The sequence below is a fragment of the Klebsiella sp. R445 genome (assembly GCF_051131755.1).
Taxonomy (GTDB): Bacteria; Pseudomonadota; Gammaproteobacteria; order Enterobacterales; family Enterobacteriaceae; genus Klebsiella; species Klebsiella lignicola.
This window is the reverse complement of the sequence record NZ_CP180446.1, coordinates 2,130,330-2,154,457: the sequence shown is the minus strand read 5'-3', so window position 1 is coordinate 2,154,457 and position 24,128 is coordinate 2,130,330. Positions and strand designations below refer to the sequence as shown.

Sequence of the window (24,128 nt, the reverse complement as noted above, 5' to 3'; positions counted from 1 at the left end):
TCTATTTCGGTGAAATGAGTTCGCGCATATCACGTTCAGTCAGGCGTTGGCCTTCCTGAGTCTTCAGATTCTCTTCCGTCACCTGGTTGAGGATGCTGGTCACGCGAAGATCGCCAGCCGCACGCAGTCGGCTATCAGCATCACGAATCTGTCCGGCCTGCTCTGCGGCTTTAACCACAAGCAACGCAATATCAACATGCGGTGCCAGCAGCAGGCTGTCCTGTGCCTGGCTGAGGGATGGCGTATCGATGATGATCATCGGGTATTTTTGCTGCAGTGACTTCAGGAGGGCAGGTAGCCGCTCTGACGTCAGCAATAACAACGATGAATCACTAAGCTCACCGCGGGGCATCAGGTCCAGATTCTCGCCTAAGCCAATGACCGCCTGTTCGACAGAACACTGTCCGTTGAGGTATTGGCTAAATCCGGCTTTATGTTGAGGCCATCGGCTGGATAACCCGGAACTGGTGAGATAATCCAGATCGATAAGCAGAGTTTTACCGGCTCTACTGGCAGACCAGGCCAGCAGCTCTGCCATCAGGCTATTACCGGATTGTGAGCGCACCGCGGTAAGCAAAATGCTGCTCGGGAGCGCCGTTTTATTCAGTAACGCCAGGCGCAGGCTGTGGAGCATGTCGGCATACAGCACGTTCTGGAACGTGTTTTTTGCGCTCTCCTGATGGGGCAATAGCGGGAATTCACCACTGGCATCCAGGGCGGCTTTGCTTTTCAGTTCACTGATGTTGTTGACCCTTTTATCGAGGGCGGTGCTGATGATCAGGTACATGACGTACAGGGCCAGTGCCATCATAGCGACCATCACGATTAACAATCCACGATTAGGTTTCGACGGGATTTCAGGCGGTACGGCCGCGTCGTAGATAACCTCGTCCGGAACGGAAAACTGCTCGGACAGTTTTTGCTCATTGGCTCGCTGATACAAAGACTTATACAACTCTTCGGTTTTATTCAGCTCCGTCGTCATAGTGTTGTATTTATCGCGTTTAGCGGCCAGTTCCTGGAAGTTGTCTTTTTGCGCGTTAAGCATCTGCTGGTAGTGCTGCTCATCATCCAGGGCAATCTGGTATTGCTGGCGCAAACCGTTTAACAGTTCACCCAGTACCTGACCTATCTGGCTGTTGACGGTCTGTAGCTGTGCCTGCGCCTGGCGATATTTGGGATGATTCGGACCATAGTGCTTAGCCGCTTCCGATAAGTTACGGCGCGTTTGGGTCAAGGCAATGCGCAAATCCTGAATCTGTGGATGACCGGAGATATCCGGCAGCGAAATGATCTCTTCCGGCGGTTTACCCTGCTGACGACGCACTTTGTCCCAGATTGTTTGGGCCTTCAGGCGACGCTGAGTGGCATCGGCAAGATGATTAATGGTGATGCCGAGTTGCTCGGTTTCATAACCATCCATGCTGCGAAAGGTTAATAATCCGTTATTTTTCAGGTAATTATCGATGTCCGCTTTTTGCTGCGCCATCTTGTTTTTCAGGTCATCCATCATTTTTTCGTTCCAGCCCTGGGCCTGAAGCAAGGTTTTTTGCTTCAGTTGCAGACTGTAGTCGATGAAGGCCTGAGCCACGCCGTTGGCGATGACGGCTGCTTTCTCTGGCGATTTCGCTTCCATCGAAACCGCGACTAACTGGGTGGTTCTTACGCCAGAAATCGTGATCTCTTTTTGCAATGCGCGAATCGCATTGTTGACTCTCGTCGCCTCATCGAGGTTGTTACCTCCGTTAAACTCGGCATCCTGATCGAGCTTCAGCGTTTTGACGGCGGATTCAAGCACAACCCGCGACTTCATTAAGGCGTACTTTGTTTCGTAGTAATCGCTGCGGGTGGAATCGTAGTTTTCCAGTCGCGGGAGCGGTGACACATCCTGGGCCTGGGCTTTAAACAGCACTGTTGCTGTCGCCGTATAGCTGGACGACATAAAGCGCGTCAGGATAAATGCTGCGACGCCTGCGAGAATGGTCACCAGCAGGCACCAGATAAGCCGGTGCTTAATTTTGTTGAAATAGGGTGTAAAGTCGATAACACCTTCTTTCTTCTTCCCATTTTCTACCAATGAAATTGCCATATCAGAAGAAGCTCATTCCAATAATAATGGTATCTCCGGCCTGAATGGCGGAGTCGGCGGCGACATTCTCCAGCAGCTTACCGCTGCGTACCTGGCGAATTCGGATGTCATGGCGATCGGCGCGGTCGGTGAAACCGCCGGCTAGGGCAATGGCTTTTTCGGCGGTTAAGCCGGGCTCCCAGGCGTAACCGTCGGGTTTTTTGACTTCACCGAGCAGGTAAATCTTACGGTATTCGGCAATGCTGACGGTCACCATCGGGGCCTGCAGATAGCTGCCGCGCAGTTTGTCGGCAATTTCTTTACTGACCTGTTCGGGGGTTTTCCCTTTTAGCGTCAGGGAGCCAATATAGGGATATTCGATATTGCCGCTGTTATCGATTTTCACGCGCATGGTCAGATCCTGTTCACCTGATACGGTAATGTTCACTTCATCACCTTGATCCAAATGATAGACGGCATCAGGCGGGTTTCTGACCGTTTGTGGCGGTGTCGAGCAGCCTGTCAGCAACCATGCCAGCAGAGGAATCATTGCCAGTTTCCTGCTTGTAAGGATCATATCTGTACCTGTGTCATAAAAATAATAGCCGAGTCGTTGTAGCCGAGGGTGCGTTCGACTGCGTGATCGTAGTCCGGGCCAATATAAAAAACGTCCGTATCTTTATTGGAGTGCATCGTGTTCCATTGCAGCTTCAGCTTAAAATTGATGGATGGACGATAATCATAATTAAAGGTCAGCGACAGAAGGTTTGACTGGTCTTTTCGCCCATTTGATTGATGTTTATAGTCTTCGGTAATGTAGGAATAATCGACCAGGGTTGAAAAACGATCCACCAGCCAGTGATGCTCATAACCCAGACCGAAATTTGAGACCAGGATGTAGCCGCCTGAGTCAGAAGGGTCCTTTATGCGCTGTGAACTGTGTAGATTGAGTTTTATCTGTTCGAGAGGTTTCCAGTCAGCGTTAATGTCCCAGTTTAGTCCATTAAATCCCTGAGAATCAGGGTTATGGATGAAATCTTTGTACAACCAGGCTACGTTGCCATTAATCTCAGTTTTACCGGAAAGGCGGTTTTTCATCCCGACCAACAGATAGTATTCATTGGTATCTTTTAACGGATTTAGCTCATAGCGGCGTTGGTTGGTAATGAAGCTGTAGCGATAGCGAAGCGTCTTTGCTTTCTGATCAAAAATCTCGGCAACCAGGCTGTTCTCATGCCATTCCTGATCGCGCATATAGTAATAAAAGTCCGCATCGGCAGCCTGCACGTTCGAAAGATCGCGAAAGCGCAATTGCTTATAGAGTAACGCCAGTTCCGCCTTGCCGCGCCCCTCAGGGGCACCGTAGCTGTAGCGCAGTTCGCTGTTGAAAAAGCGAGTACTTAGCGGTTTGTTAATGCCAAACTCTTTAAACTGCTCTGGCAAAAAGCCCAGCGTCGTATCCAGACCGCGTTCTTCGTGGCCCAGAGTCTCATTCAGGTCTAGCGACAGTCCGTGCATCCTGCCATAGCGCCAGTTGCCATTGAACATGAAGAAGTGGTTGCTGCGGTTATCTGCACTATCGCTGGTGTAGTTACGATAGTCACCGGAGTACATCAGCAGATAGCGATCTTCATAACGCTGCCCAATCGCTTTAAAGATGGGCTTAATATTTTGATAACCCGAGGCAATTTTATTGTCACTTGCCCGCTGCCAGGTCACGTTGTCGTTGTAACCCACGTCATAGCCCACCTGGCTTTCGAAATCGATGCCGGCCACTCCCGTATGTGGTTTTGCCTGCAGGTCAGCATATACGCAGGGTATATACAGAAGACCGGCCAGAAGGGGGAGTCTAAAACGCATTTTTACCCACAAACCCGCGGAAGAAGGTCAGGAAAATAATTTTGAGATCCAGAAATAACGACCATGACTGAATATATTCGAGGTCGTAGTGAATACGACTTTCCATCTTATCTAAAGTGTCGGTTTCGCCGCGGAAGCCATGAATCTGCGCCAGACCCGTAATGCCAGGTTTCACTTTATGGCGAATCATATAGTTATCGACCAGACCTCGATACTCTTCATTATGTGCCACGGCGTGGGGGCGAGGGCCAACAATCGACATTTGTCCCTGCAGCACATTGATAAACTGGGGCAGTTCATCGAGTGAGGTGCGACGTAAAAATGCCCCAAAGCGAGTAATGCGCGGATCGCCTCTGGTGGCCTGTTTGACCACTTCACTGTTTTCCATTACCCGCATAGTTCTGAACTTCCAGACCTGAATCTGCTTACCATTCAGGCCGTAGCGGTTTTGCTTAAATAACACAGGGCCTGGCGACGTGAGTTTGACACCGATGGCGACAAGCAACATGGCTGGCAAGCTGATCAGGGTAAAGAATGCCCCGAGAATGATATCTTCAATACGCTTTAGCAGCGCACCTTCACCATCAAATGGTGAGGTGAAGATACTGATGGTCTGGATATTCCCGAACATCCGGAGCTGGGAAATATGCGAGCTGTATGAGAACAGATCAGGGACCAGAAATACATCCACGGTGGTGTCAGAAAACTGGTTAAGGAACTCCCGGATACGCTGTTGCGCAACCATCGGCAGCGCGATGTAGATTTCATCAATCTCGTCAGCTTTGGCGAGCGCGAGTAAATCGCGTGAATTGCCTTTCTGCTCAATGTTGATGAATCGGCTATCGCGCTGATTATTTCGGTCTTCAAAATAGCTGATTTCAATCCCGTTTTTGGTGAACTCATTTAACAGCGCATGTTCGATGGCTAACCCGGCAGGGGTGATCCCGAGGATCGCAACTTTGATTTTCTTTCGGTTAATAAAGCGCCGGATAATTAACCTGATAACCAGGACGAATGCAAAGATAATGAGTGAGCATTGAATCACGCCTTCAACCAGCAGAAGGATATTGGGTATCGAGTGTTTATTGAACAAATTCTCGGCGAGCGTGAAAAAAGAAAAAGACAGGATGCTGCTTATGCATAAGCTAAAAAACAGGCAGAGGGATTTGGTGAATAAACGCTCTCTGAACTGGTTGGTGTAAAGATGAAAATATTCATTGCCACGAATAAATATTAGCGAGTAGATAATGCCAAGCAGAACTGACGCCGTCGATTGTTCGACGTGAAAGTACTTTAAGTAGATGAATACCAGAATGTTGACAGTGAAAAAATCCAGAAGCTTCATCAACTTGCTATATCGAGCATTGTAAATTTTAATCTTGCTATCTGCCATTTTTCTCTCGTTTAATAGAGTTAATTAAACAAAATAATATATGCCCTAAAATTGTGCATGATGCCCGATAATCATTCGCATTTGTTATGAACAATGAGCAATCATGATTATAGCGTATAGTTTTTATCATGTCGAATAGATGATAATTTAAATTTAATGTGATGTAATAATTAAATACTGTGAATTTAATGTGAATGAGTATTTCCATGACTGTAAATTATAAGCGGTAATGTTTTATTGTCATTTTGTGGTGAAAGTTATTGTCTGCTAATAATCACCTGGTTATTGTGCAGATTATTGCATCAGTATTCATGGGGACTGTTGGTTTCGGCATATATGGTGTTGCTGAAAATAGGCGTGATATTTTTATGGTTACTGGTGAATGGATATTATTTACAACCGGATTTAGCCTGTAACTATCCCTTGTTGAGCGATTCTGGCTACATAAAAAGGCCCAAAGCGTGATGGCAAATAACACGTTTTGGGCTTCAGAGAGGTCGTTAAGCCAGGTTAATTTACAGGCTAATACACATATATTTGATTTCTAAATAGTCCTCAATGCCGTATTTCGAGCCTTCACGCCCGAGGCCGGAGGCTTTGACACCGCCAAAGGGGGCCACTTCGTTGGAAATAAGACCGGTATTGATACCGACGATCCCGTATTCCAGCGCCTCGCCAACGCGGAAGACGCGGCTCAGATCGCGGGCATAGAAATAGGCGGCAAGGCCAAATTCGGTATCGTTGGCCTGATGGATCACTTCCGCTTCGTCTTTGAAGCGGAACAACGGCGCCAGCGGGCCGAAGGTCTCCTCTTTTGCTACTTTTGCACTGTCGGGAACATCGGCCAGAATGGTTGGCTGGAAAAAGTTACCGCCCAGCGCGTGCACGTTGCCACCGGTGATAATCCGGGCGCCTTTTGCAACGGCATCGGCGATATGTTCCTGCACCTTGGCCACCGCTTTCTCATCGATCAGCGGCCCGGTCGTCACCCCGTCCTGCAGGCCGTCGCCGGGCTGCAGCTTGTTCACCGCCTGCTGTAGCTTCTCGGCAAATTGCTCATACACCCCATCCTGCACGTACAGGCGATTGGCGCAGACGCAGGTCTGCCCGGCGTTGCGGAACTTGGAGGCCATTGCGCCTTCGACCGCCTTATCCAGATCGGCATCATCAAACACGATAAACGGCGCGTTGCCGCCCAGCTCGAGCGAGACTTTTTTAATGTCCTGGGCGCACTGCGCCATAAGTTGGCGGCCGATGTCGGTGGAGCCGGTAAACGTCAGTTTACGTACCAGCGGGTTGCCGGTCAGCTCGTTGCCGATGGCGCTGGCGGAGCCGGTCACCACATTGAACACCCCGTCCGGGATCCCGGCGCGGGTCGCCAGTTCGGCCAGCGCCAGCGCGGAGAAGGGGGTCTGGCTGGCGGGTTTGAGCACCATCGTACAGCCGGCCGCCAGCGCCGGACCGGCCTTGCGGGTGATCATCGCTGCCGGGAAATTCCAGGGGGTAATTGCGGCGGTCACGCCGATCGGCTGCTTGATGACGATCAGGCGTTTATCCGCCTGATGGCCGGGAATGGTATCGCCGTAGATCCGTTTGCCCTCTTCGGCAAACCATTCGATAAAGGAGGCGGCATAAGCAATTTCGCCTTTGGCTTCCGCCAGCGGTTTACCCTGCTCCAGCGTCATCAGGCGTGCCAGATCGTCCTGATTCGCCATGATTAAATCGAACCAGCGGCGCAGGATCGTCGCGCGCTCTTTGGCGGTGAGCTGGCGCCAGGCGGGAAGGGCGCGACTGGCGGCAAGGATGGCGTCGCGGGTCTCTTCGGTCGCCATTTTCGGGACTGAACCCAACGTTTCGCCATTGGCGGGGTTCGTTACGGTAATCACATCGCCGCTAGTGGCATCTCGCCACTCTCCATTGATAAAGGCCTGTTGGCGAAACAAATCCTGGTCATTCAATTGCATGATGATGTCCTGTTTCAGTGCGTTTAACGGGGAAAGGGAGTGGGGTCGTCTGTCACTCCCTTCTCTGTTAAGTGTAGACGCCTGAGCCGAAGGGACGGCCAGGCTATTTTATTTGCCATTTGGCCCTGGGCCGTGCTCACCATCCTCACGTACTGCCTGTACGCTCCGGTGGTTCCGCGCAGTCCGTGACCAAACTGGCTGCAACAATGACCTCTATTGGGACAGGCTCTAAACAGTGACTAAACAGCGGTGGCCAGATTTTAGCGCTGCAAAGCCTGCAGCAAAATTCGCGATGCCCGCCACAAATTTTACATGTTGTGCACACACAAGCCGGTAAGCAACTTGCTTTTATCTGGCAGGGTCGATACGTTCTGTAACGTTACACTAAAACGTTACAGAAGAAATTTTTATTCCGGTTATGACTGAAGACCCTGGCGATTTAGCGAGGCCCAAAGGTGCAACAGACACCCCTACGGTTTGTGAAAGGATAACAATGATGAAAATGAAACAGTTTTGTTCGGCCAGACGTATTTTTGCATTGGCTTGTTTAAGCTCGGCCCTGCTTGTCGGGAGTACGGTGAGTACCCTGGCCCACGCGGCGCTCAACTTCCGCGTTTACTCTTCGCTTCCGGCGGATGAATCCTCAGCGCATTACATTTGGTTCAGCCGCTTTCAGGAAAACCTTAACAATAATGCGAAATTGAAAGGGCAAATTAAGCTCAACTATTTTGCTAACGGCATGCTGGGGAAAGAGGCGGACGCCACTCAGCAGGTGCGTATCGGGGCGATTAATATGATGATTTCCGGTACCTCTATTTGGGCCACGCTGGTGCCTGAAATGGGCGTGCTGGATCTCGGGTATTTATTTAAAGACTACAACCAGGTCGGGCAAGCGCTGGATGGCAAAGCGGGGGACAAACTCTCGGCACTCATGATGGAGAAAGCCAACGTGATGGTGCTCGGTTATGGCTTTAACCTGGGCGCCCGCAACATCTATACCAAAAAGGTGATTGAAAAGCCTGAGGATTTAAAAAATCTCAAAATTCGCGTCCTGCCGGTACCTAATTTCATCGCCACGCTGAATCATATGGGAGCGGTGGCGATCCCGATGCCGGGAGGCGAAGTCTATTCCAGTTTGCAAATGGGGGTGATTGACGGCGTGGAGCATGATGCTCCGACGATTTATGCCAGCAAATATTATGAAATCGTCAAAAACGGCACCCTGACCCGCCATAGCTACAATCCGCTGATGATTGCCATGAATAAAAAGAGTTTTGAGCAAATCCCGCAGGAGCTGCGCGCGGAGGTGCTGGCGGCGGCAAAAGAGGCGACGGACTACGAGCGCCAGCAGGCCGGTAAAAAAGAGCAGGAAGCCATCAAGAATCTCGAAGCGAAAGGGGTGACCTTCCGCGAAACCGATCGCCAGTACTTCTATCAGCAGGTGCAGCCCGTGTGGCAGACGTTCCTCAACCAGTACCCGGATATGAAGCCCATCGTTGATGAAATTACCGCGGCGGCAAAAGACCCATCATGATCGGCACCGCTTGCCCGGCGGTGTGACGGCTGAGGCAGGCGGTGAGGTTAGCAACCTTGTGGAGAGGACTCAACATGGCTGATATCTCTATTAAAGCAAAGGATGAGTGCGTTGCCCTTGCGCTGTTGGGCAAACTGAGCCGGTTTTTAACCACCCTGACCGCCTGGGCCGGGGCGCTGGTACTGTTTATCAATGTGCTGGTGGTGTTTGCATCCGTTATCTGGCGCTATGCGCTGCACTCGCCCATTCACTGGGCTGAAGAAGTGGCCCGTGCGTTGATGATTGCGCTGGTGTTTTTCGGGGTCGCCACGTCGACGGCGAAAGGCGGTCATATTGGGGTCGACCTGTTCCTGCGCTACCTGCCGGAACGGGTACGTCCCTACGTCGTCCATGCCAGCCGCTGGATCCTGTTTCTGGTCGCGGTCGGCTTGGTCATTTCCAGCTATGACCTGGTGCAGGCTGCGCGGCTGCAAACCACTGAGACGGGGCTGCCGCAGACCATCTACGTCATTCCGGTATTGATAGGCTCGCTGGTGATGATGGTGGCGGCGCTGGAGCTTGCCCTGCGTGAGTCCATACGGATTGTGTTGTTCAGCGGCCTGGGCATCGTGGTTCTCGCCGCCATCGGCTATATGAAACTCTCGCTGATGGCCGATCCCGCCAGCGCCGCAGCGGGGCTGATGCTCATCTGCTTTGTGCTCGGTATTCTGGCGGGGGTGCCGATTGCGTTTACCCTCGGCCTGTCTGCCATGGTGTTCTTCATCTGCGATCCGTCATTACCATTTGTCTTTTTCTCCCAGCAGGTTGCCGCGGGAGTGGACCACTTTGTCCTGCTGGCGATTCCGTTCTTCCTGCTTGCCGGCGCCGCCATGGAGATTAACGGGATGTCGACGCGCCTCGTTGAACTTATCGTTCGCGGGATGGGGCGCTTTCGTGGTGGGCTGAACATGACGACCGTGCTGTCGATGGCCTTCTTTTCCGGGATCTCCGGCTCTAAGCTGGCGGATGTGGCGGCGGTTGGTGGCGTGCTGATGCCGGCGGTACGTCGGGCTAAGCAGGACGGTGAAGAGGCCGCGGGGGTGTTCGCCGCCTCGGCGGTGATGGCCGAAACGATCCCTCCCTGCGTGAACCTGATCGTGATGGGTTTTGTGGCGAACATCTCTATCGGCGCGCTATTTATCGCCGGCCTGGTGCCCGCCGCCTGCTTGCTGGTGCTGCTGATGATCGCAGCCAACCGCTTTGGCGGCAAAATTAACGTCAGTGAAGCGTACCCGGTGTTACGCCCACGCACGCAACTCTATCTTGGCGCCGCCGTTGGGCTGGTGATGATCTTTATGATTGGCCGCGGCGTGATGATGGGGATTGCCACATCGACAGAAATTTCAGCCTTTGCGGTGATTTACGCCATCGTCGTCGGTCGTCTCGCCTTTCGGGAACTGACGTTCAAAGCCACGGTGAAAATGTTCGTCGATATCGCAGCCATGTCCGGCGTACTGCTGTTTATCGTCGCCTGCGCGACCAGCCTTTCCTATGCGCTGACGATACAGATGATCCCTCAGCAAATAGCCGAATTACTGGTCAGTATCGGGGTTGAGCAGGGCGCGTGGCTGTTCCTGCTGTTAACCATCGTCATTCTGGTGATTTTTGGTGCGGTTCTGGAAGGAGCTCCCGCGCTGATTATCTTTGCGCCGATTCTGGTGCCGATCGCCGTACAGCTGGGCTTCAGCCCGCTGCATTTCGGCATCATTATGATAATGGCAATGGGGTTCGGCCTCTTTTCCCCGCCTATCGGGCTCGGGCTTTATACCACCTGCGCGATATGCGGCGTGGAGATGAAACACGTTATTCGGCCAATGGCGAAATATCTGGCGGTGGTATTCATCGGAATTATTATCGTGGCCATGGTACCCCCGTTAACAACATGGTTACCGGGACTGGCCGGGTATTAATTTAGACATAAGTCATTCAGGGTGTCGCCGTATTTAAACACCTTTGAAAAGGCACTCTGGCATATTGGCGGGGTGCCTGGTCAACATCGTATCGCTCAGGCTCTGATATTTAACACGCTCGCCGGCGGGGATATCGACAGGCTTAGTTCTTGCCGGTGATAAATGTTATGTGCTGGTGGCGATTTATTTTTTAATGAAAGGAGAAGGCAATGGGATCATTAACAGGAAAAAAAGTATTTATTACCGGTGCTGAGCAAGGTATTGGTAAAGAGACCGCAAAAAGGCTGATTGAAGCCGGGTGTGATATCTATATTCATTATTTCAGTGGCGAAGAAGGTCCCAGAGAATTAATCGCCCTTGCACAGCAGCGCGGAGGAAAGGCGACCTGCGGCTACGCGGATTTAACCAGGGAAGAAGATGCGGCACGGTGCGTTGCCGAGGCGGCGGAATTTTTAGGCGGGATTGATATCCTGGTGAATAACGTCGGCGGAATTATTGCCCGCAAATGGCTCGGGGAGATTGACCCGCAGTTCTGGCGCACGGTGATTGATGTCAACATGACCACGATGCTCAATGTGACGCAACAGGCGTTGCCGTGGCTAAAAGAGGCAACGGATGGCGCGAGTATCGTGAATCTGGCCTCGTTAGCCGGGCGTTCCGGCGGGCACTCCGGCTCGCTGGTGTACTCCATGACCAAAGGGGCGGTGCTGACGTGGACGCGCTCGCTTGCCGCCGAACTGGGTGAGTTTGGCATTCGGGTCAATGCCGTGGCGCCAGGGCTGATTCTGGGCACACGTTTTCATAACCAGCATACCACCCAGGCCTCGGCTGACCGTACTGTCGAAGAGATCCCATTGGGAAGAGCCGGCACGCCGGAAGATGTTTCGCGGGCGATCTGTTTCCTCGCCTCCGAATACGATGGTTTTATTTCCGGCGCCACGCTTGATATTAACGGTGGTATTTACCGGGCATAACTTCGAGGGGCGGGAATATCCCGCCGAAGATCCTGCAAGGATAGGCTATGAACTAAGGACACCAATTGATGATCAAGTCAGACATTATTCACCCGGAGCTACTTCAGGCACTGGCCCTGTGTGGCCATAAAGCCAATATTCTTATTGCTGATGCGAATTATTCATTGTTAACCAATTCATCACCACGGGCGCGGATTATTTATCTTAATTTTTCTCCAGGGTTAATTGGCAGCGTGGTGATTTTACAAAAAATACTCGGCTACATTAATGTTGAAAAAGCGCGGCTGATGTCCAGCCCGGATGATTTTGATAATACGATTGCCAGCGAATACCATAGCCTGCTTTCTGCAATGACCGAACCGGAATATGTGGCCCGCGATGCGTTTTACGCCCTGGCAAAATCGTCGGATACCCTGCTGGTGATCGCCTCCGGCGAGACCCGCCGCTTTGCCAATATTCTGCTCACCGTCGGTCCGACGCTGTTGTGATGGCGGGACGGATCTCCCACCACCGGCCCGGCTTTAGCCTTCGGCAGCATCGCGTACCGACTGACGGCACACCAGCGAAGGAGTAAACAGAAACTCCTGCGGCGCAAGCGACGGGTTTTCGGTTCGCTCAATCAGCCGTTTCACCATGACCTCCGCCATGTCACCCAGCGGAGGCATCACTGAACTCAATCCGGGATAAACCAGCCCCGAGAGCGGGATGTTGTCGATGCCGATAATGGAGATCTGCCCCGGTACATTCACTCCGGCTTCATGCAGGCCGGCCATCAGTCCAATACCGAGCGCGTCATTGATCGCCACTATGCCGTCAGGACAGGGCGACAGGCGGCAGATCTTTTGCGCCAGCGAGCGGCCGAGTTCGGTCATTTCCGTATCACCGTAGGCTGCTATCGTCTGCTCTTCGATAATCATCCCTTCACGAAATATCCCATGCCGCTGTACTGCACTGAGAAAACCTTCGATTTTATGGGCGCGGCTGGGGGTCATACCGGCGGCGGTGGCGAAGATCAGATGCCGGCAACCACGGGCAATCAGATGCTCAGTCGCTAAACGACCGGCTTCGACGTTATCCATGGAGACGCTATCGAGCGCCAAGCCGCCGGAACCGGCGTTTGCCGGCATTCGACCGTCGTAGTTGACCATGACCATTCCCTGCGCGGCTGCGCGAACGAAGTGCGGTTTCTCAATGTCGCCGGCGGCGACAATAATTCCGCGCACGCCGTGGGCGAACATGTCTTCCAGAAAGGCTTCTTCCTCTTCAATCTGGCGGTAAGTGTTGCCGATCAGTACGCGATAGAGCCGCTGTTTGGCCGCCAGATCAACCTCCCGCACCAGCGAGGCGAAGCTGGGGTTAACGATGGAGGGAACCAGCAGCCCGATCATTTTGGCCTGGCCCGTTTTCAACTGCTGGGCGACACGATTGGGGAAGTAATTCAGGGTTTGCATACTTTGCTGAATGCGCGTCAGGGTCTCCTCGCGCATCTGATCGGTGCGACCATTGAGCACGTTGGATACGGTACTGACGGACACGCCTGCGTGTTTAGCGACATCGCGAATGTTTGCCATACATCTCCTTTGTAGCAATGGGTGAGTGGCGGACTAACGATCGTCTGCGGCCTTTTTATATGACCTCTGCAAACCTCATCCAACATCGCTTTCTTTACGGGGGATCATCAATAATAACAGTTTAGTGTAACGTTACAGCTAGCGCTGTCAATGCGATCGCGATCGCCCCCGAGCCAGGCATTAACGGTATTTATGAATCCTGCTCATAGTCCTTATCCCGGTTCCGGGGATTATCCGCCGTTATCTCCGGGTTACTATAATTCAGAAACACATTCCTGACAGGAATGTCAGAAAAATGTCAGCCAGATGACGGGTGTGAAACGTTAACATTGCTTGTGTTCTCGGGCTGGACTCAACGAGAGGGAATAAGATGCGCTTATTATTAGTTGAAGATGAAGAAAAAACATCGAGTTACCTCAATCGCGCGCTGGGTGAGTCAGGCTTTACGGTTGATGTCTCCGCGGATGGCGTGGAAGGTCTGCATTACGCACTAGAATTTGATTATGACGCGATCATCCTCGACGTCATGCTGCCCGGCATGGACGGCTATCGGGTGCTGGAAGGCATTCGGGCCAGTAAACAGACGCCGGTACTGATGCTTTCCGCCCGCGGCGCTGTCGACGAGCGGGTTAAAGGGCTGCGGCTGGGAGCGGATGATTATCTCCCCAAACCGTTTTCGCTGATTGAGCTGGTGGCCCGCATTCAGGCGCTGGTACGCCGGCGTGCCACAGATGGCGCCGATATTACGCAGCTGCACATTCACGATTTGCAGCTCGACCTGCTGGCCCGCCGGGTATTTCGTGCCGGAGCCCGGCTGGAGCTGACGGCGAAGGAGTTCACTTTGCTGAGCCTGCTGGCGCGCCATCAGGGCGAGATTTTATCCAAAATGATGATTGCCGAGCAGGTCTGGGATATGAATTTCGACAGCGATGCCAACGTGGTGGAAGTGGCCATCAAGCGGCTGCGCGCCAAGGTCGATGCGCCGTTCGACGTCAAGCTGCTGCATACCGTTCGCGGCATGGGGTATGTCCTTGAAGTCAGGGCAGAACCACAGAGTTAACACAGGAGTTAAGCATGTCCAGGCGTTCTATCTCCGTCCATATGGCGTTGATGTTTGCGTTATCCGCCTTACTGATTGTTGCGGCCATCGGCATTTTGCTGAGAAGTTCGCTGCACGACTCTTTACGACGACAGATGCATAACGAGCTGCATTTTCGCGAGTCTCTGATGAGCCCGTGGATCACCGCGCGAACGTCGGCGGACGGCTGGTCGACGCTGGCCAATAAATTTACCGTGCTTGCCAGTTCTGAAGGTGAGCGGGTGCGCTACTGGATTGTCAGCGATAATCCCAGTTTTAGCGTAGGCGGCACACCGCCGGTTGGGGTGCAGTGGGCGTCGCTGAAAGAGGGCTTCAACACCGTTCCCGGGGCGACGGATAACGCCTGTTCGCTGTTCCTGCTGGTGAAAACCATTCCTGCCAATGGCGAACGGCCCGCTCTGCGCTACGTCGTCGCTATCGATTCCACGCCTTATATGGGCACGCTCAATGCTTTTACCCAGACGTTGCTGATCATTACCGTGTTGGGGGTGCTGATTGTCGCCGGGCTGGGCTATGCAGCTTGCCGAATTGGCCTGCGACCGGTGGGCGCGTTAAGCCATCAGGCGCGGCATCTGGTGCCGGGAGACCATGGTCAACGCCTGGATACCGAAACATTACCGGTAGAGCTCCAGCCGCTGGCCTCATCCTTTAATGGCGTGCTTGAGCGCCAGGAAATTGCCTGGCGGCAGCTCGAAAGTTTTAATGCCGATGTGGCCCATGAATTACGTACGCCGCTGACCAATCTGATCGGTCAGACCCAGCTGGGGCTGTCGCGGCGGCGTTCGCCTGAAGAGCTGGAAGAGCTGCTGGGATCCAACCTGGAGGAGCTTGAGCGCATGGCCTCCATCGTCAACGACATGCTGTTTTTGTCGCACGCTCATGCGGGGGAACATGCCTCGCAACTGACCCGCGTCTCTCTGCGTGAAGAGACCCTGAAAACCGCAGAGTATGTCGAGCCTTCATTTGCTGAAAAGCAGCTTTCGCTGGAGGTTGAAGGCGAGGCCATTGTCCATATAGACCGCCGCCTGTTCCACCGTTCGCTGGCGAATTTGCTGGAGAACAGCGCCCGACATTCGCCGCCGCACGGTACGGTAACTGTCAGGCTCAGCGAACAGGACAATCAGGCCTGCGTGGCGGTGTCGAACCCCGGCGAACAGATTGCGCCCGGGCATTTGCATCGCCTGTTTGAGCGTTTTTACCGGGTGGATTCTTCACGGGCGAAAAGCGATACCCATCACGGCCTTGGGCTGTCTATCGTGCGGGCGGTAGCGATTATGCATCACGGGGATGTGTTTGCCCGCAGCGAAGGGGGCATCAATACCTTTGGGATCACCTTTGCGATGTTGCCGAACCCAGACGCCTCGCGAAACCGCGTGCCCTATTCGAATATCGCCGCGGTGCCGGAGCCGGCCGACGCTATTGTCCGGCATACCTCTGCCTGACAACCGGCTGAAGTGTTGAGCTGTTATGGCAGCAGCTCGAAGGTGATCGATATTAACGTGGTGGGGCTAATCGCCTCCGGCGGCGGGTTATACAGGGAACCCGCCTGACCATACAGTGTGACCGTGCCGCCTTTAAAGCCGGACGACAGGATTTTATCCATCAGCGGATCGGTCTGTTTGTCATACATCATGCTGGAGTTCATGGTGTTCAATATCGGCGTGCCGTCCAGTTTCTTCTCCAGAATATTCATGGACAGCGATTCGTCGAGCTTATATTTCTCTTTTCCTTTCTTATCCACCACAAAATAGACGCCGTTCGGCAAAATTTCGTATTTTTTATTCTTTATTTTCGCCATGATTTTATTGTCGATATCAACAAACTTTGCCGACATCTGGTCGTTGAGGGCGTTAACGGTTTTTTCAATCTCACTCTCTTTTATTTTCAGTTTTTGCTGGTAAGCATCGTTAAATCCGGAGACCAATGCCGCTGGGGCGAGCTTCATCCCGTTGTCGGTCATTTTTTCCATTGCCGATAAGGCCTGGGTCAGATAGAAAACCCCTAAAGCATAAGCGTTTTTATTGTTTTTATCTGCAAGGTTGAGCTTGTCGTCTTTTACCGCCAGTCGGTCGAGGGCTGACTGTAACGTCTTATTTTTATCGGTTAATGCGGCAACTGCAGTCTCGTGTTTTTTCTGCGTGGCTTCGGCGGCGGCCGTTAGCTGCGCATTTTTTTTGCTCAGTGCATTCAGGCTTGCGCTCTGGTCAACGTCAGGCGCCGTGCTTCGGGCTTCCAGCGCGGCGATCTGCGCCGTCAGCGTGCGGGTGGTCTCGTCACGCGTTTTCTCTGCCGCTTTGACCGCGGCATTCAGCTCCGCATTCTGCTTGCGCAGGGCCGCAATCGTATTATCTGCTTTATTGTTCTGGCTGGCGGCTTTTCTGACGGCCGCTGGCTTCTGAGGGGCCTGTTTGCTGGTAGTACTGCCGCCATCCGGGCGCTGCTGGCTCGTGGACGATTCTGCCGCCCTGCTATCTGAGGGCGGCGGATGCTGGATCTCGAGTTTCGAAATATTATCGAGGAAGTCTTCCCCCGCAGAATGCGCAGGGGGTAAAACAAAAAGGGTTGAGAGCACAACAGCGAGCGTCAGCGGGCGACGCTGGTATGTTTTCAGTATCCCCGGACGGTGGATCATCTGGCGATCCCGTCATTGAGATCGGCTTTTTTAGCCCGGTTTTCAAACTCTTTTATTAGCTTCTGCGAAATGCTATTACATTTATCGTTGATCTTGTATTCAAACAACGGGGTGATGGTTGATTTCACGCTGGCCGACGTTTGTCCTGAGACCGAAGCATAGAATTTCGCATCGTTAATTAAACCATACAGCTCACTGGAGTCTTTCTGGAATTTCTTATCTAACTTAACCAATGCATCGGCATCCTGGATACACTGCTGCAGGGAGGGTAATTGGGCCGGTTGTTCTTTTTGCGTGGCAGGCGTGCTGATTAACGCATTGTCTGTTTTTTTTATATTAGCACAACCCTGTAATACACCCACGGAAATACAAACCAACGCTAACAGGTTATTCCTTGTCATGATTTCCACCATAATAAATACTATTTGATAAGTTATATTTATCGACACTAGCAGAAAGAATTTTAACTCACAACGATGCTGATTTGCTTTTAGCTTAATTCAGATTAAGCACGTTAAAGGTTGTTTTTTTAACCAAAAGGCGAGAATTATCCTGGTGTTCTCCACACCAGATGCGCGGCCTGAATCCGTCAGCGATCGGGCGGCAGACTCCTGTCGGATTAATGAATGTATCTAATAAACCCTAGTTCATTCCGCTATCTAATTGAATAAATCACTCTGCGTTATGCTTCTATCACACAACAGCTGAAGGATAACGTCATGCAAACGGTAAAACTGAATAACGGTATTGAGATGCCCCTGCTGGGCTTTGGTGTCTTCCAGATGACGGATGCCGCAGAGTGCGAGCGTGCCGTGCTGGATGCCCTTGATACCGGCTATCGCCTGATTGATACCGCCGCCTCTTATCAAAATGAAACCCAGGTGGGGAACGCGCTCAGGCAGAGCCGCATTGCGCGTGATGAACTTTTTGTCACCACCAAACTGTGGCTGCAGGACACCAGTTATGCAGGGGCGAAGGCGCAGTTTGAACGCTCGCTGAACCGCCTGCAGCTGGATTATGTTGACCTGTACCTGATTCACCAGCCTTACGGCGACGTGCACGGGGCATGGCGGGCGATGGAAGAGCTGCAGCAAGCCGGAAAAATCCGCGCCATTGGCGTGAGTAATTTTCACCCGGACAGGCTCGCGGACCTGATGGCCTTTAATCAGGTGGTGCCGGCGGTCAACCAAATTGAAGTTAACCCGTTCCACCAGCAGCTGCAGGCGGCGCCGTGGATGCAGAGCCGTGGTATTCAGCCTGAAGCATGGGCGCCTTTTGCCGAAGGGAGAAATGGCCTGTTCCAGCATCCGGTACTGACGGCGATCGGGGAAAAATATGGCAAAAGCGTCGGTCAGGTCGTTTTACGTTGGATCTACCAGCGCGGCATTGTCTCGCTGGCGAAGTCCGTGCGCAAAGCGCGGATGGAAGAGAATATCAATATCCTCGATTTTGAGCTGAGCCCGGAAGACATGGTGCATATTACCGCTCTGGATACCGCTACCAGCGCCTTCTTCTCGCATCGCGATCCGGCGATGGTGGAGTGGCTGACCGGCCGCAAACTCGACGTCTAAACCCAATAACAGAGGAACCTGGCACATGCAAAAACGCTTTCTTGGTCAATCAGGTCTTGAAGTCTCGGCTCTGGGTTTGGGGTGCATGGGCCTCAGCCATGGCTACGGCCCGGCGACGGATACCCGTCAGTCGATTGAACTGATCCGTGCCGCTGTGGCGCGCGGCGTGACCTTTTTCGATACCGCGGAAGTCTACGGGCCGTATCTGAACGAAGAGGTGGTCGGCGAAGCCCTGAAACCGTTTCGCGACCAGGTGGTGATCGCCACCAAATTCGGTTTTACCTTCGGCGATGACAACAAGCAACAGATCCTCAACAGCCGTCCGGAACATATTCGCGCGGCGGTCGAGGGCTCGCTACGCCGCCTTAAAACGGATGTCATCGATCTGCTCTATCAGCACCGGGTTGATCCGGATGTGCCGATCGAGGATGTCGCCGGCACCGTAAAAATGCTGATCGCGGAAGGGAAGGTTAAGCACTTTGGCCTGTCAGAGGCCGGGGTGGAGACCATTCGCCGGGCGCACGCCGTCCAGCCGGTTGCCGCGCTGCAAAGTGAATATTCGATGTGGTGGCGCGAGCCTGAGCAGGCGATTTTACCGCTGCTGGAAGAGCTGGGGATCGGCTTTGTTCCCTTCAGCCCGCTAGGAAAGGGCTTCCTGACCGGCGCTATTAAGCCAGGAGCGACCTTCGGGGCCGATGATTTCCGCAGTAAAGTGCCGCGTTTTGCCGCTGAGGCAATCGCCGCGAACGAACGGCTGATTGCGTTGCTCGGCGAGCTGGCCGCAGAGAAAGGCGTGACGTCGGCGCAAATCGCGCTGGCATGGCTGCTGACGCAAAAACCGTGGATAGTGCCGATCCCCGGGACCACCAAACTGCATCGTCTGGAGGAGAACCTGGGGGCGGCAGATGTTGTCCTTGCGCCGGCGGATTTGCAGCAGATTACCCAGGCGCTCGATACGGTGAAGATTGTCGGTGAGCGCTATCCCGCAGAGCTTCAGGCGCGGGTGGGGCGGTAGTCACAACGGGCTGGCGGGTAACCATCGGCCCGTTATTCGTCATCGTGACTCGCTAAAGCGCAGCGCATCAATCATCAGCGCAAACGCCGGCGGATGCTGCTTTCGGCTGGGGTAGTAGAGGTAATAGCCGGGGAAAGCAGGGCACCATGCCTCCAGCACCTGAACCAACGCTCCGCAACGGACCGACTCCGCAATCACATCTTCCGGCACGCAGGCGATGCCAAAGCCGGACTGAGCCGCATCAATCCTTTCTGACAGCAGGTTAAAAGTCAGTTGTCCCTCAACCCGCACGCGCAGCGGTTTACCCTCGCGCTCGAACTCCCAGTGATACAGACCACCGGCGGTAGGCAGGCGCATATTGATACAGCGGTGATGCTGCAGATCATGGGGCGTTTCCGGGGTACCGTTGGCAGCAAAATAGTCGGGGGAAGCCACCACCGCCATACGCATATCCGGGCCAATTCTGACGGCAATCATGTCTTTATCGACGCTTTCCCCCAGCCGCACACCGGCGTCGAAACGGCCATCCACAATATCCACGAAGCCGTTATCCACCACCAGCTCGACATTGATTTCCGGGTATTCCCGCAGGAACGGTTTCAGCTTCGGCCACACCAGGCTGCGAACGGCGTGTTCACCCGCTGACAGACGGATATTGCCTGATGCCTTGCCGTTCAGCTGGATCAGCATCTCCAACTCTTGTTCAAGCTCGGCGAGACGCGGCTCCAGGCTGGCAATGATGCGCTCACCGGCCTCCGTAGGGGAGACGCTGCGGGTGGTTCGGGTCAGCAGACGTAGGTTTAAACGCGCTTCCAGCGCCTTGATGGCATGGCTGAGCGCGGATTGTGAGACGCCGAGTTTGCCGGCCGCGCGGGTGAAACTCCGCTCCCTCGCCACCGCCAGGAAGATTTGTAGTTCGTTGAAGTTCTCTTTAAGCATCGGCGATTTCCTTATTGAGCCTGGTCAGCTGCAGGCCGCACTCATGAAGACCGTTCATAGACGCAATTATTTTAGCCCGGTTACTGAGAACAATGGCAAGCGGTATCCTGTTTTTAACGTCATTTTGGTTACTGAATACAGAAGGTGTTCCATGAAAATTCTAATTGCAGGCGCGACCGGTAGCGTCGGCCTCCCGGTCGTAGAGACCGCCATCGCCATGGGCCATCAGCCCAGAGCATTGGTCAGAAACCGGCAGAAAGTGCGGGTGTTACCTCGCCAGACCGAGGTGTGCTACGGCGACGTGGCTCTGCCTGAGACGCTGGCGGAAGCGGTGAAAGAGATTGATGCGGTGATTTTCACCCTCGGCTCTGACGGCCAGGGACGTATCGGCGCCAGGGCGATTGATTACGGCGGCGTGCGGAATATCCTGCGCCTGCTGGAGGGAACCCAGGTGCGGATCGCTCTGATGTCGACCATTGGGGTCACTGAGCGGCTCAGCAACTGGAATCAGCGTACCGAAGTCCATGACTGGAAACGACGCGCCGAACGTCTGGTCCGGGCCAGCGGTCATCCGTATACCATCGTCCGGCCGGGCTGGTTTGATTACAACAAGGATGATGAGCACCAGCTTGTGATGCTGCAGGGCGACCGTCGCCATGCCGGTACGCCGGATGATGGCGTGATTGCGCGGGCGCAAATTGCGCAGGTGCTGGTTTGTGCACTCACCAGTGATGTAGCGAAAAACAAAACCTTTGAGCTGGTGGCAGAGAAAGGGGAGGGGCAACGGGATCTCAACCCGCTGTTTGCCGCGCTTCAGGCGGATCGGCCGAAAGATATTGACGCTATTCTGGATATCGACAATATGCCGCTTACTGAGGAGCCAGCTGGGATTGTCAGTGAGCTAAATTCTTTTCTGAATCAATACGATGAAGTGAAATCTCTTTCCTGACAAAGATGTCAGGGTCTCGTCAGGTCTCCGACAGGCGAGATCCGTATACTGTTTTCAAGGATATAAATAATGACGCAGAGACGTTTAATTTCAACGTGGCGGAATGTATCCCCTTTCACTTTTTTATTTAACGAGGTATCCGCTATGAAAGCGATCTTAATTTCCGCAGTACTTATCAGTTCAGGCCTGTTTAATGTCGCCAACGCGGCCCAACTGGTGAATGACGCTGCCGGTAAAGAGAAAATCGGCGTTGTCTCCGCCAGCAATGCGCTGACGCTGGATGAGTTGTCCGATGCTTTATCTCAGAAGGCCGATAAGCAAGGCGCCAGCGCGTATAAAATTCTGTCGGCAACCGGTAATAATCGTCTGCATGGTGTTGCCGAAATCTACAAATAACAGATTCACGGCGTCTTCAGCTGATATCGTTGTTTCTCTAACGTGAGTACTCATTTATGTTTAAAACAGAAGATATCATCGAAGACATTACTGACTGGATCGACCGGAATATACATCAACCGCTGAAGATCGAAGATGTTGCCGCCCGTGCAGGATATTCTAAATGGCATCTTCAGCGTGTTTTTTTTCAGGTAATGAACGTAAGCCTGGGGAAATATATCCGGGAGCAGAAACTGAATCTGGCGGCAAAGGATTTAGTGGAAACCGATGAGGCGATTATCAATATTGCCTGCAAATATGGTTTTGATTCGCAGCAGACCTTCACCCGGGTATTTTCACGGCATTATCGCCTGCCGCCCTCGCGTTACCGACATGTGAATCGGTATCAGAGCTAAATGGCCGATACGTTCCAGATCGTCCTGAGCGTTAAGTGTCTAGTAAATATCCAATTATCAGGCTTTTTTAGACGGTTAGCGAAATCCACCATATTTGAAGGATTCACCACTCGCCCTGCATCTACATTCGCAAGACCTGCCAGCACGCTGTGATGCTTCCGCTCTCTTGCGGCCAGCAAGGAGAGCAGAGCTCGCTTGATGATTCAGTTTTATGAACGATCTGACCAGGTTTTCGAGCCGGTGGATTGAGCGTTATTTGATGTAGGAGTCCAGTACCTTTAGCACGACATCAAGGTCGTCCTCTCGTTTTGCTTCATCACTTTCATGAACGATGTGTTCAGTCAGATGACCTTTAATCACTTCCCGCATTAAGCCATTCACTGCACCCCGTATCGCGGCGATTTGCTGGAGAACAGCAGCACATTCATGCGGCTCATCAAGCATCTTTTTCAGTGCCACTACCTGACCCTGAATCTTACTCGCGCGTGCTTGAAGTTTTTGTTTATCGCGGATTGTATGCGACACGGTGGCCCCCTCCTCAGAATGATATCTGATGAGTATAAAGTTAAAGATCTACTGGGGGGTAGTATTTGATACTGGGGGGGAGTAGAATCAAGGCGTCAATCCGCAACTAAGAACTATTCTCATGAACGAATTCACATCACTATTGCAACAAGGCAATGCGTGGTTCTTTATTCCCAGCGCCATTTTATTAGGTGCTCTTCATGGCCTGGAGCCCGGGCATTCAAAAACAATGATGGCCGCTTTTATCATTGCGATTAAAGGCACGGTTCGTCAGGCCGTAATGCTTGGGTTGGCGGCAACGCTTTCCCACACCGCCATCGTGTGGCTGATTGCTTTTGGCGGCATGTATGTCAGTAACAAATTCACCGCAGAATCAGCCGAACCGTGGTTACAGTTAGCGTCTGCCGTGATCATCCTTGGCACTGCATTCTGGATGTTCTGGCGTACCTGGCGAGGGGAAAGAAGTTGGCTGGAAGAGATGCAGCAGGGCGAGGAACATCATCATGATGACTCGCGAATTATTGAGACCGGACACGGCAGCGTAGAACTATCCATTTTCGAAGAAGGACAGCCTCCACGCTGGCGCTTACGAACGCTTAGTGGCAGAAAATGGGAGGCTAACGATGTTTCTCTGGTAACAAACCGGGGGGAAGGGACGTTCTCGCAGTTTTTTGATTTTGCAGATAAAGGAGAGTATTTAGAGTCGGCATTGGCTATCCCTGAACCGCACAGCTTTGATGTTCGCTTGTCGCTAGGCCATCGTGGTCATGTCCATGATTACGACATGGCGTTTCATGAGCATGGTCATGATCATTCGGGTATGGAAGGCCTGGATGTTAATTCTAAAGAGTATCAGGATGCACATGAACTGGCTCATGCTAATGATATCAAGCACCGTTTTACCGGGAAGGAGGTTACAAACTGGCAGATTTTGTTATTTGGCCTCACGGGTGGGTTAATCCCCTGTCCTGCGGCGATTACCGTGTTGCTCATCTGCATTCAACTTAAAGCATTAACTCTCGGTGCCACTTTGGTCGTCTGTTTCAGCATTGGCCTTGCTTTGACCTTAGTGACTGTCGGTGTTGGAGCCGCAGTCAGTGTTCGTCAGGTCGCAAAACGCTGGAGTGGGTTTAATACTATTGCTAAAAGAGCGCCTTATTTCTCAAGTATCCTAATCGGACTTGTTGGGCTATACATGGGCTTTCATGGTTTAGTGGGTATCGCCGGCTAAATTTTGATGAGGCCCGATCTGACTGACCCTGACCCGAAATCCTGCGCCATTCAGAAACAGAAT

Annotated in this window: 22 protein-coding genes and 1 pseudogene; 12 read left to right on the top strand and 11 right to left on the bottom strand. The window is 52.8% G+C overall.

What is annotated here, in order from left to right:
• Nucleotide 1: 1 nt before the first annotated feature.
• From ACMYSN_RS10055 to gabD, 5 genes are all read right to left on the bottom strand, one after another.
• Nucleotides 2–2,089, bottom strand: a complete 2,088-nt coding sequence (locus ACMYSN_RS10055) for a GumC family protein (RefSeq protein WP_462497895.1) — start codon at nucleotides 2,087–2,089, stop codon at nucleotides 2–4.
• A gap of 1 nt (nucleotide 2,090) precedes the next feature.
• Nucleotides 2,091–2,645, bottom strand: coding sequence for a polysaccharide biosynthesis/export family protein (locus ACMYSN_RS10050; protein WP_434666716.1), 555 nt, complete (start codon nucleotides 2,643–2,645; stop codon nucleotides 2,091–2,093).
• A complete protein-coding gene (locus tag ACMYSN_RS10045) occupies nucleotides 2,642–3,928 on the bottom strand; it encodes an outer membrane beta-barrel protein (protein ID WP_462498236.1) in 1,287 nt (428 codons plus the stop codon). Before ACMYSN_RS10045 ends, ACMYSN_RS10050 begins: the two co-directional genes overlap by 4 nt.
• Complete coding sequence (locus ACMYSN_RS10040) at nucleotides 3,918–5,321, bottom strand: sugar transferase (RefSeq protein ID WP_462497894.1); 1,404 nt, start codon at nucleotides 5,319–5,321, stop codon at nucleotides 3,918–3,920. The genes ACMYSN_RS10045 and ACMYSN_RS10040 overlap by 11 nt, the downstream gene beginning before the upstream one ends.
• A 515-nt stretch (nucleotides 5,322–5,836) precedes the next feature.
• On the bottom strand, nucleotides 5,837–7,285 hold the full coding sequence (gabD, locus tag ACMYSN_RS10035) for an NAD-dependent succinate-semialdehyde dehydrogenase (protein WP_462497893.1): 1,449 nt from the start codon (nucleotides 7,283–7,285) through the stop codon (nucleotides 5,837–5,839).
• 577 nt (nucleotides 7,286–7,862) lie between these two features.
• Between gabD and ACMYSN_RS10030 the strand changes: the two genes are divergently transcribed.
• The 4 genes from ACMYSN_RS10030 (at nucleotide 7,863) to ACMYSN_RS10015 (ending at nucleotide 12,230) form a co-directional block, all read left to right on the top strand.
• Nucleotides 7,863–8,819 carry a TRAP transporter substrate-binding protein gene (locus ACMYSN_RS10030; protein ID WP_462497892.1) on the top strand — a complete coding sequence of 319 codons (957 nt, stop codon included), beginning with the start codon at nucleotides 7,863–7,865 and terminating at the stop codon, nucleotides 8,817–8,819.
• Nucleotides 8,820–8,893: 74 nt separating this feature from the next.
• Nucleotides 8,894–10,768, top strand: coding sequence for a TRAP transporter large permease (locus tag ACMYSN_RS10025; protein WP_462497891.1), 1,875 nt, complete (start codon nucleotides 8,894–8,896; stop codon nucleotides 10,766–10,768).
• Between the two features lie 209 nt (nucleotides 10,769–10,977).
• On the top strand, nucleotides 10,978–11,742 hold the full coding sequence (locus ACMYSN_RS10020) for an SDR family NAD(P)-dependent oxidoreductase (RefSeq protein ID WP_123755577.1): 765 nt from the start codon (nucleotides 10,978–10,980) through the stop codon (nucleotides 11,740–11,742).
• Between the two features lie 68 nt (nucleotides 11,743–11,810).
• Nucleotides 11,811–12,230, top strand: coding sequence for an RbsD/FucU domain-containing protein (locus tag ACMYSN_RS10015; RefSeq protein WP_462497890.1), 420 nt, complete (start codon nucleotides 11,811–11,813; stop codon nucleotides 12,228–12,230).
• Between the two features lie 33 nt (nucleotides 12,231–12,263).
• On the opposite strand, the gene ACMYSN_RS10010 is transcribed toward ACMYSN_RS10015, so the two are convergent.
• Nucleotides 12,264–13,313, bottom strand: coding sequence for a LacI family DNA-binding transcriptional regulator (locus ACMYSN_RS10010; protein ID WP_462497889.1), 1,050 nt, complete (start codon nucleotides 13,311–13,313; stop codon nucleotides 12,264–12,266).
• A gap of 370 nt (nucleotides 13,314–13,683) precedes the next feature.
• On the opposite strand from ACMYSN_RS10010, the gene ACMYSN_RS10005 reads away from it, so the two are divergent.
• Together ACMYSN_RS10005 and ACMYSN_RS10000 are read left to right on the top strand one after the other, a co-directional pair.
• On the top strand, nucleotides 13,684–14,373 hold the full coding sequence (locus ACMYSN_RS10005; protein WP_462497888.1) for a response regulator transcription factor: 690 nt from the start codon (nucleotides 13,684–13,686) through the stop codon (nucleotides 14,371–14,373).
• Between the two features lie 14 nt (nucleotides 14,374–14,387).
• A complete protein-coding gene (locus ACMYSN_RS10000; RefSeq protein ID WP_462497887.1) occupies nucleotides 14,388–15,854 on the top strand; it encodes a sensor histidine kinase in 1,467 nt (488 codons plus the stop codon).
• A gap of 23 nt (nucleotides 15,855–15,877) precedes the next feature.
• Here the strand turns inward: ACMYSN_RS10000 and ACMYSN_RS09995 are convergent, their stop codons facing one another.
• Both ACMYSN_RS09995 and ACMYSN_RS09990 read right to left on the bottom strand, forming a co-directional pair.
• On the bottom strand, nucleotides 15,878–17,044 hold the full coding sequence (locus tag ACMYSN_RS09995) for an FKBP-type peptidyl-prolyl cis-trans isomerase N-terminal domain-containing protein (RefSeq protein WP_462497886.1): 1,167 nt from the start codon (nucleotides 17,042–17,044) through the stop codon (nucleotides 15,878–15,880).
• Nucleotides 17,041–17,445: a hypothetical protein gene (locus ACMYSN_RS09990; RefSeq protein WP_462497885.1), complete on the bottom strand. Its 405-nt coding sequence runs from the start codon at nucleotides 17,443–17,445 to the stop codon at nucleotides 17,041–17,043. Before ACMYSN_RS09990 ends, ACMYSN_RS09995 begins: the two co-directional genes overlap by 4 nt.
• Before the next feature lie 318 nt (nucleotides 17,446–17,763).
• Here ACMYSN_RS09990 and ACMYSN_RS09985 point away from each other — a divergent pair, with 318 nt between their 5' ends.
• Together ACMYSN_RS09985 and ACMYSN_RS09980 are read left to right on the top strand one after the other, a co-directional pair.
• A complete protein-coding gene (locus ACMYSN_RS09985) occupies nucleotides 17,764–18,615 on the top strand; it encodes an aldo/keto reductase (RefSeq protein ID WP_462497884.1) in 852 nt (283 codons plus the stop codon).
• Between the two features lie 25 nt (nucleotides 18,616–18,640).
• A complete protein-coding gene (locus ACMYSN_RS09980; RefSeq protein WP_462497883.1) occupies nucleotides 18,641–19,630 on the top strand; it encodes an aldo/keto reductase in 990 nt (329 codons plus the stop codon).
• Between the two features lie 39 nt (nucleotides 19,631–19,669).
• Here ACMYSN_RS09980 and ACMYSN_RS09975 read toward each other — a convergent pair whose 3' ends face one another.
• The gene (locus tag ACMYSN_RS09975; RefSeq protein ID WP_462497882.1) at nucleotides 19,670–20,569 is read right to left on the bottom strand and encodes a LysR family transcriptional regulator; all 900 of its coding nucleotides are present in this window, start codon (nucleotides 20,567–20,569) and stop codon (nucleotides 19,670–19,672) included.
• Between the two features lie 151 nt (nucleotides 20,570–20,720).
• On the opposite strand from ACMYSN_RS09975, the gene ACMYSN_RS09970 reads away from it, so the two are divergent.
• From ACMYSN_RS09970 to ACMYSN_RS09960, 3 genes are all read left to right on the top strand, one after another.
• Nucleotides 20,721–21,518, top strand: a complete 798-nt coding sequence (locus tag ACMYSN_RS09970) for an SDR family oxidoreductase (protein WP_462497881.1) — start codon at nucleotides 20,721–20,723, stop codon at nucleotides 21,516–21,518.
• A 144-nt stretch (nucleotides 21,519–21,662) separates the two neighbouring features.
• Nucleotides 21,663–21,914: a YdgH/BhsA/McbA family protein gene (locus tag ACMYSN_RS09965; protein WP_174508169.1), complete on the top strand. Its 252-nt coding sequence runs from the start codon at nucleotides 21,663–21,665 to the stop codon at nucleotides 21,912–21,914.
• Between the two features lie 56 nt (nucleotides 21,915–21,970).
• Nucleotides 21,971–22,309, top strand: a complete 339-nt coding sequence (locus ACMYSN_RS09960) for a helix-turn-helix domain-containing protein (RefSeq protein ID WP_123755593.1) — start codon at nucleotides 21,971–21,973, stop codon at nucleotides 22,307–22,309.
• Between the two features lie 62 nt (nucleotides 22,310–22,371).
• On the opposite strand, the pseudogene ACMYSN_RS09955 reads toward ACMYSN_RS09960, so the two are convergent.
• Together ACMYSN_RS09955 and rcnR are read right to left on the bottom strand one after the other, a co-directional pair.
• Nucleotides 22,372–22,512: pseudogene (locus ACMYSN_RS09955) on the bottom strand (transcriptional regulator); the annotation flags it as partial.
• A 49-nt stretch (nucleotides 22,513–22,561) separates the two neighbouring features.
• Entirely contained in the window at nucleotides 22,562–22,834 is a 273-nt protein-coding gene (gene rcnR / locus ACMYSN_RS09950) for a metal-sensitive transcriptional regulator (protein ID WP_462497880.1), read from the bottom strand.
• 121 nt (nucleotides 22,835–22,955) lie between these two features.
• Here rcnR and ACMYSN_RS09945 point away from each other — a divergent pair, with 121 nt between their 5' ends.
• Nucleotides 22,956–24,065, top strand: coding sequence for a nickel/cobalt efflux protein RcnA (locus ACMYSN_RS09945; protein WP_462497879.1), 1,110 nt, complete (start codon nucleotides 22,956–22,958; stop codon nucleotides 24,063–24,065).
• Nucleotides 24,066–24,128 lie beyond the last annotated feature (63 nt).

What these genes read in the sequence shown, in the direction of transcription:
- ACMYSN_RS10055 (WP_462497895.1), bottom strand. Translation starts at nt 2,089, where the DNA reads ATGGCAATTTCATTGGTAGAAAATGGGAAGAAGAAAGAAGGTGTTATC.
- ACMYSN_RS10050 (WP_434666716.1), bottom strand. Translation starts at nt 2,645, where the DNA reads ATGATCCTTACAAGCAGGAAACTGGCAATGATTCCTCTGCTGGCATGG.
- ACMYSN_RS10045 (WP_462498236.1), bottom strand. Translation starts at nt 3,928, where the DNA reads ATGCGTTTTAGACTCCCCCTTCTGGCCGGTCTTCTGTATATACCCTGC.
- ACMYSN_RS10040 (WP_462497894.1), bottom strand. Translation starts at nt 5,321, where the DNA reads ATGGCAGATAGCAAGATTAAAATTTACAATGCTCGATATAGCAAGTTG.
- gabD (WP_462497893.1), bottom strand. Translation starts at nt 7,285, where the DNA reads ATGCAATTGAATGACCAGGATTTGTTTCGCCAACAGGCCTTTATCAAT.
- ACMYSN_RS10025 (WP_462497891.1), top strand. Translation starts at nt 8,894, where the DNA reads ATGGCTGATATCTCTATTAAAGCAAAGGATGAGTGCGTTGCCCTTGCG.
- ACMYSN_RS10020 (WP_123755577.1), top strand. Translation starts at nt 10,978, where the DNA reads ATGGGATCATTAACAGGAAAAAAAGTATTTATTACCGGTGCTGAGCAA.
- ACMYSN_RS10015 (WP_462497890.1), top strand. Translation starts at nt 11,811, where the DNA reads ATGATCAAGTCAGACATTATTCACCCGGAGCTACTTCAGGCACTGGCC.
- ACMYSN_RS10010 (WP_462497889.1), bottom strand. Translation starts at nt 13,313, where the DNA reads ATGGCAAACATTCGCGATGTCGCTAAACACGCAGGCGTGTCCGTCAGT.
- ACMYSN_RS10005 (WP_462497888.1), top strand. Translation starts at nt 13,684, where the DNA reads ATGCGCTTATTATTAGTTGAAGATGAAGAAAAAACATCGAGTTACCTC.
- ACMYSN_RS10000 (WP_462497887.1), top strand. Translation starts at nt 14,388, where the DNA reads ATGTCCAGGCGTTCTATCTCCGTCCATATGGCGTTGATGTTTGCGTTA.
- ACMYSN_RS09995 (WP_462497886.1), bottom strand. Translation starts at nt 17,044, where the DNA reads ATGATCCACCGTCCGGGGATACTGAAAACATACCAGCGTCGCCCGCTG.
- ACMYSN_RS09990 (WP_462497885.1), bottom strand. Translation starts at nt 17,445, where the DNA reads ATGACAAGGAATAACCTGTTAGCGTTGGTTTGTATTTCCGTGGGTGTA.
- ACMYSN_RS09985 (WP_462497884.1), top strand. Translation starts at nt 17,764, where the DNA reads ATGCAAACGGTAAAACTGAATAACGGTATTGAGATGCCCCTGCTGGGC.
- ACMYSN_RS09980 (WP_462497883.1), top strand. Translation starts at nt 18,641, where the DNA reads ATGCAAAAACGCTTTCTTGGTCAATCAGGTCTTGAAGTCTCGGCTCTG.
- ACMYSN_RS09975 (WP_462497882.1), bottom strand. Translation starts at nt 20,569, where the DNA reads ATGCTTAAAGAGAACTTCAACGAACTACAAATCTTCCTGGCGGTGGCG.
- ACMYSN_RS09970 (WP_462497881.1), top strand. Translation starts at nt 20,721, where the DNA reads ATGAAAATTCTAATTGCAGGCGCGACCGGTAGCGTCGGCCTCCCGGTC.
- ACMYSN_RS09965 (WP_174508169.1), top strand. Translation starts at nt 21,663, where the DNA reads ATGAAAGCGATCTTAATTTCCGCAGTACTTATCAGTTCAGGCCTGTTT.
- ACMYSN_RS09960 (WP_123755593.1), top strand. Translation starts at nt 21,971, where the DNA reads ATGTTTAAAACAGAAGATATCATCGAAGACATTACTGACTGGATCGAC.
- ACMYSN_RS09945 (WP_462497879.1), top strand. Translation starts at nt 22,956, where the DNA reads ATGAACGAATTCACATCACTATTGCAACAAGGCAATGCGTGGTTCTTT.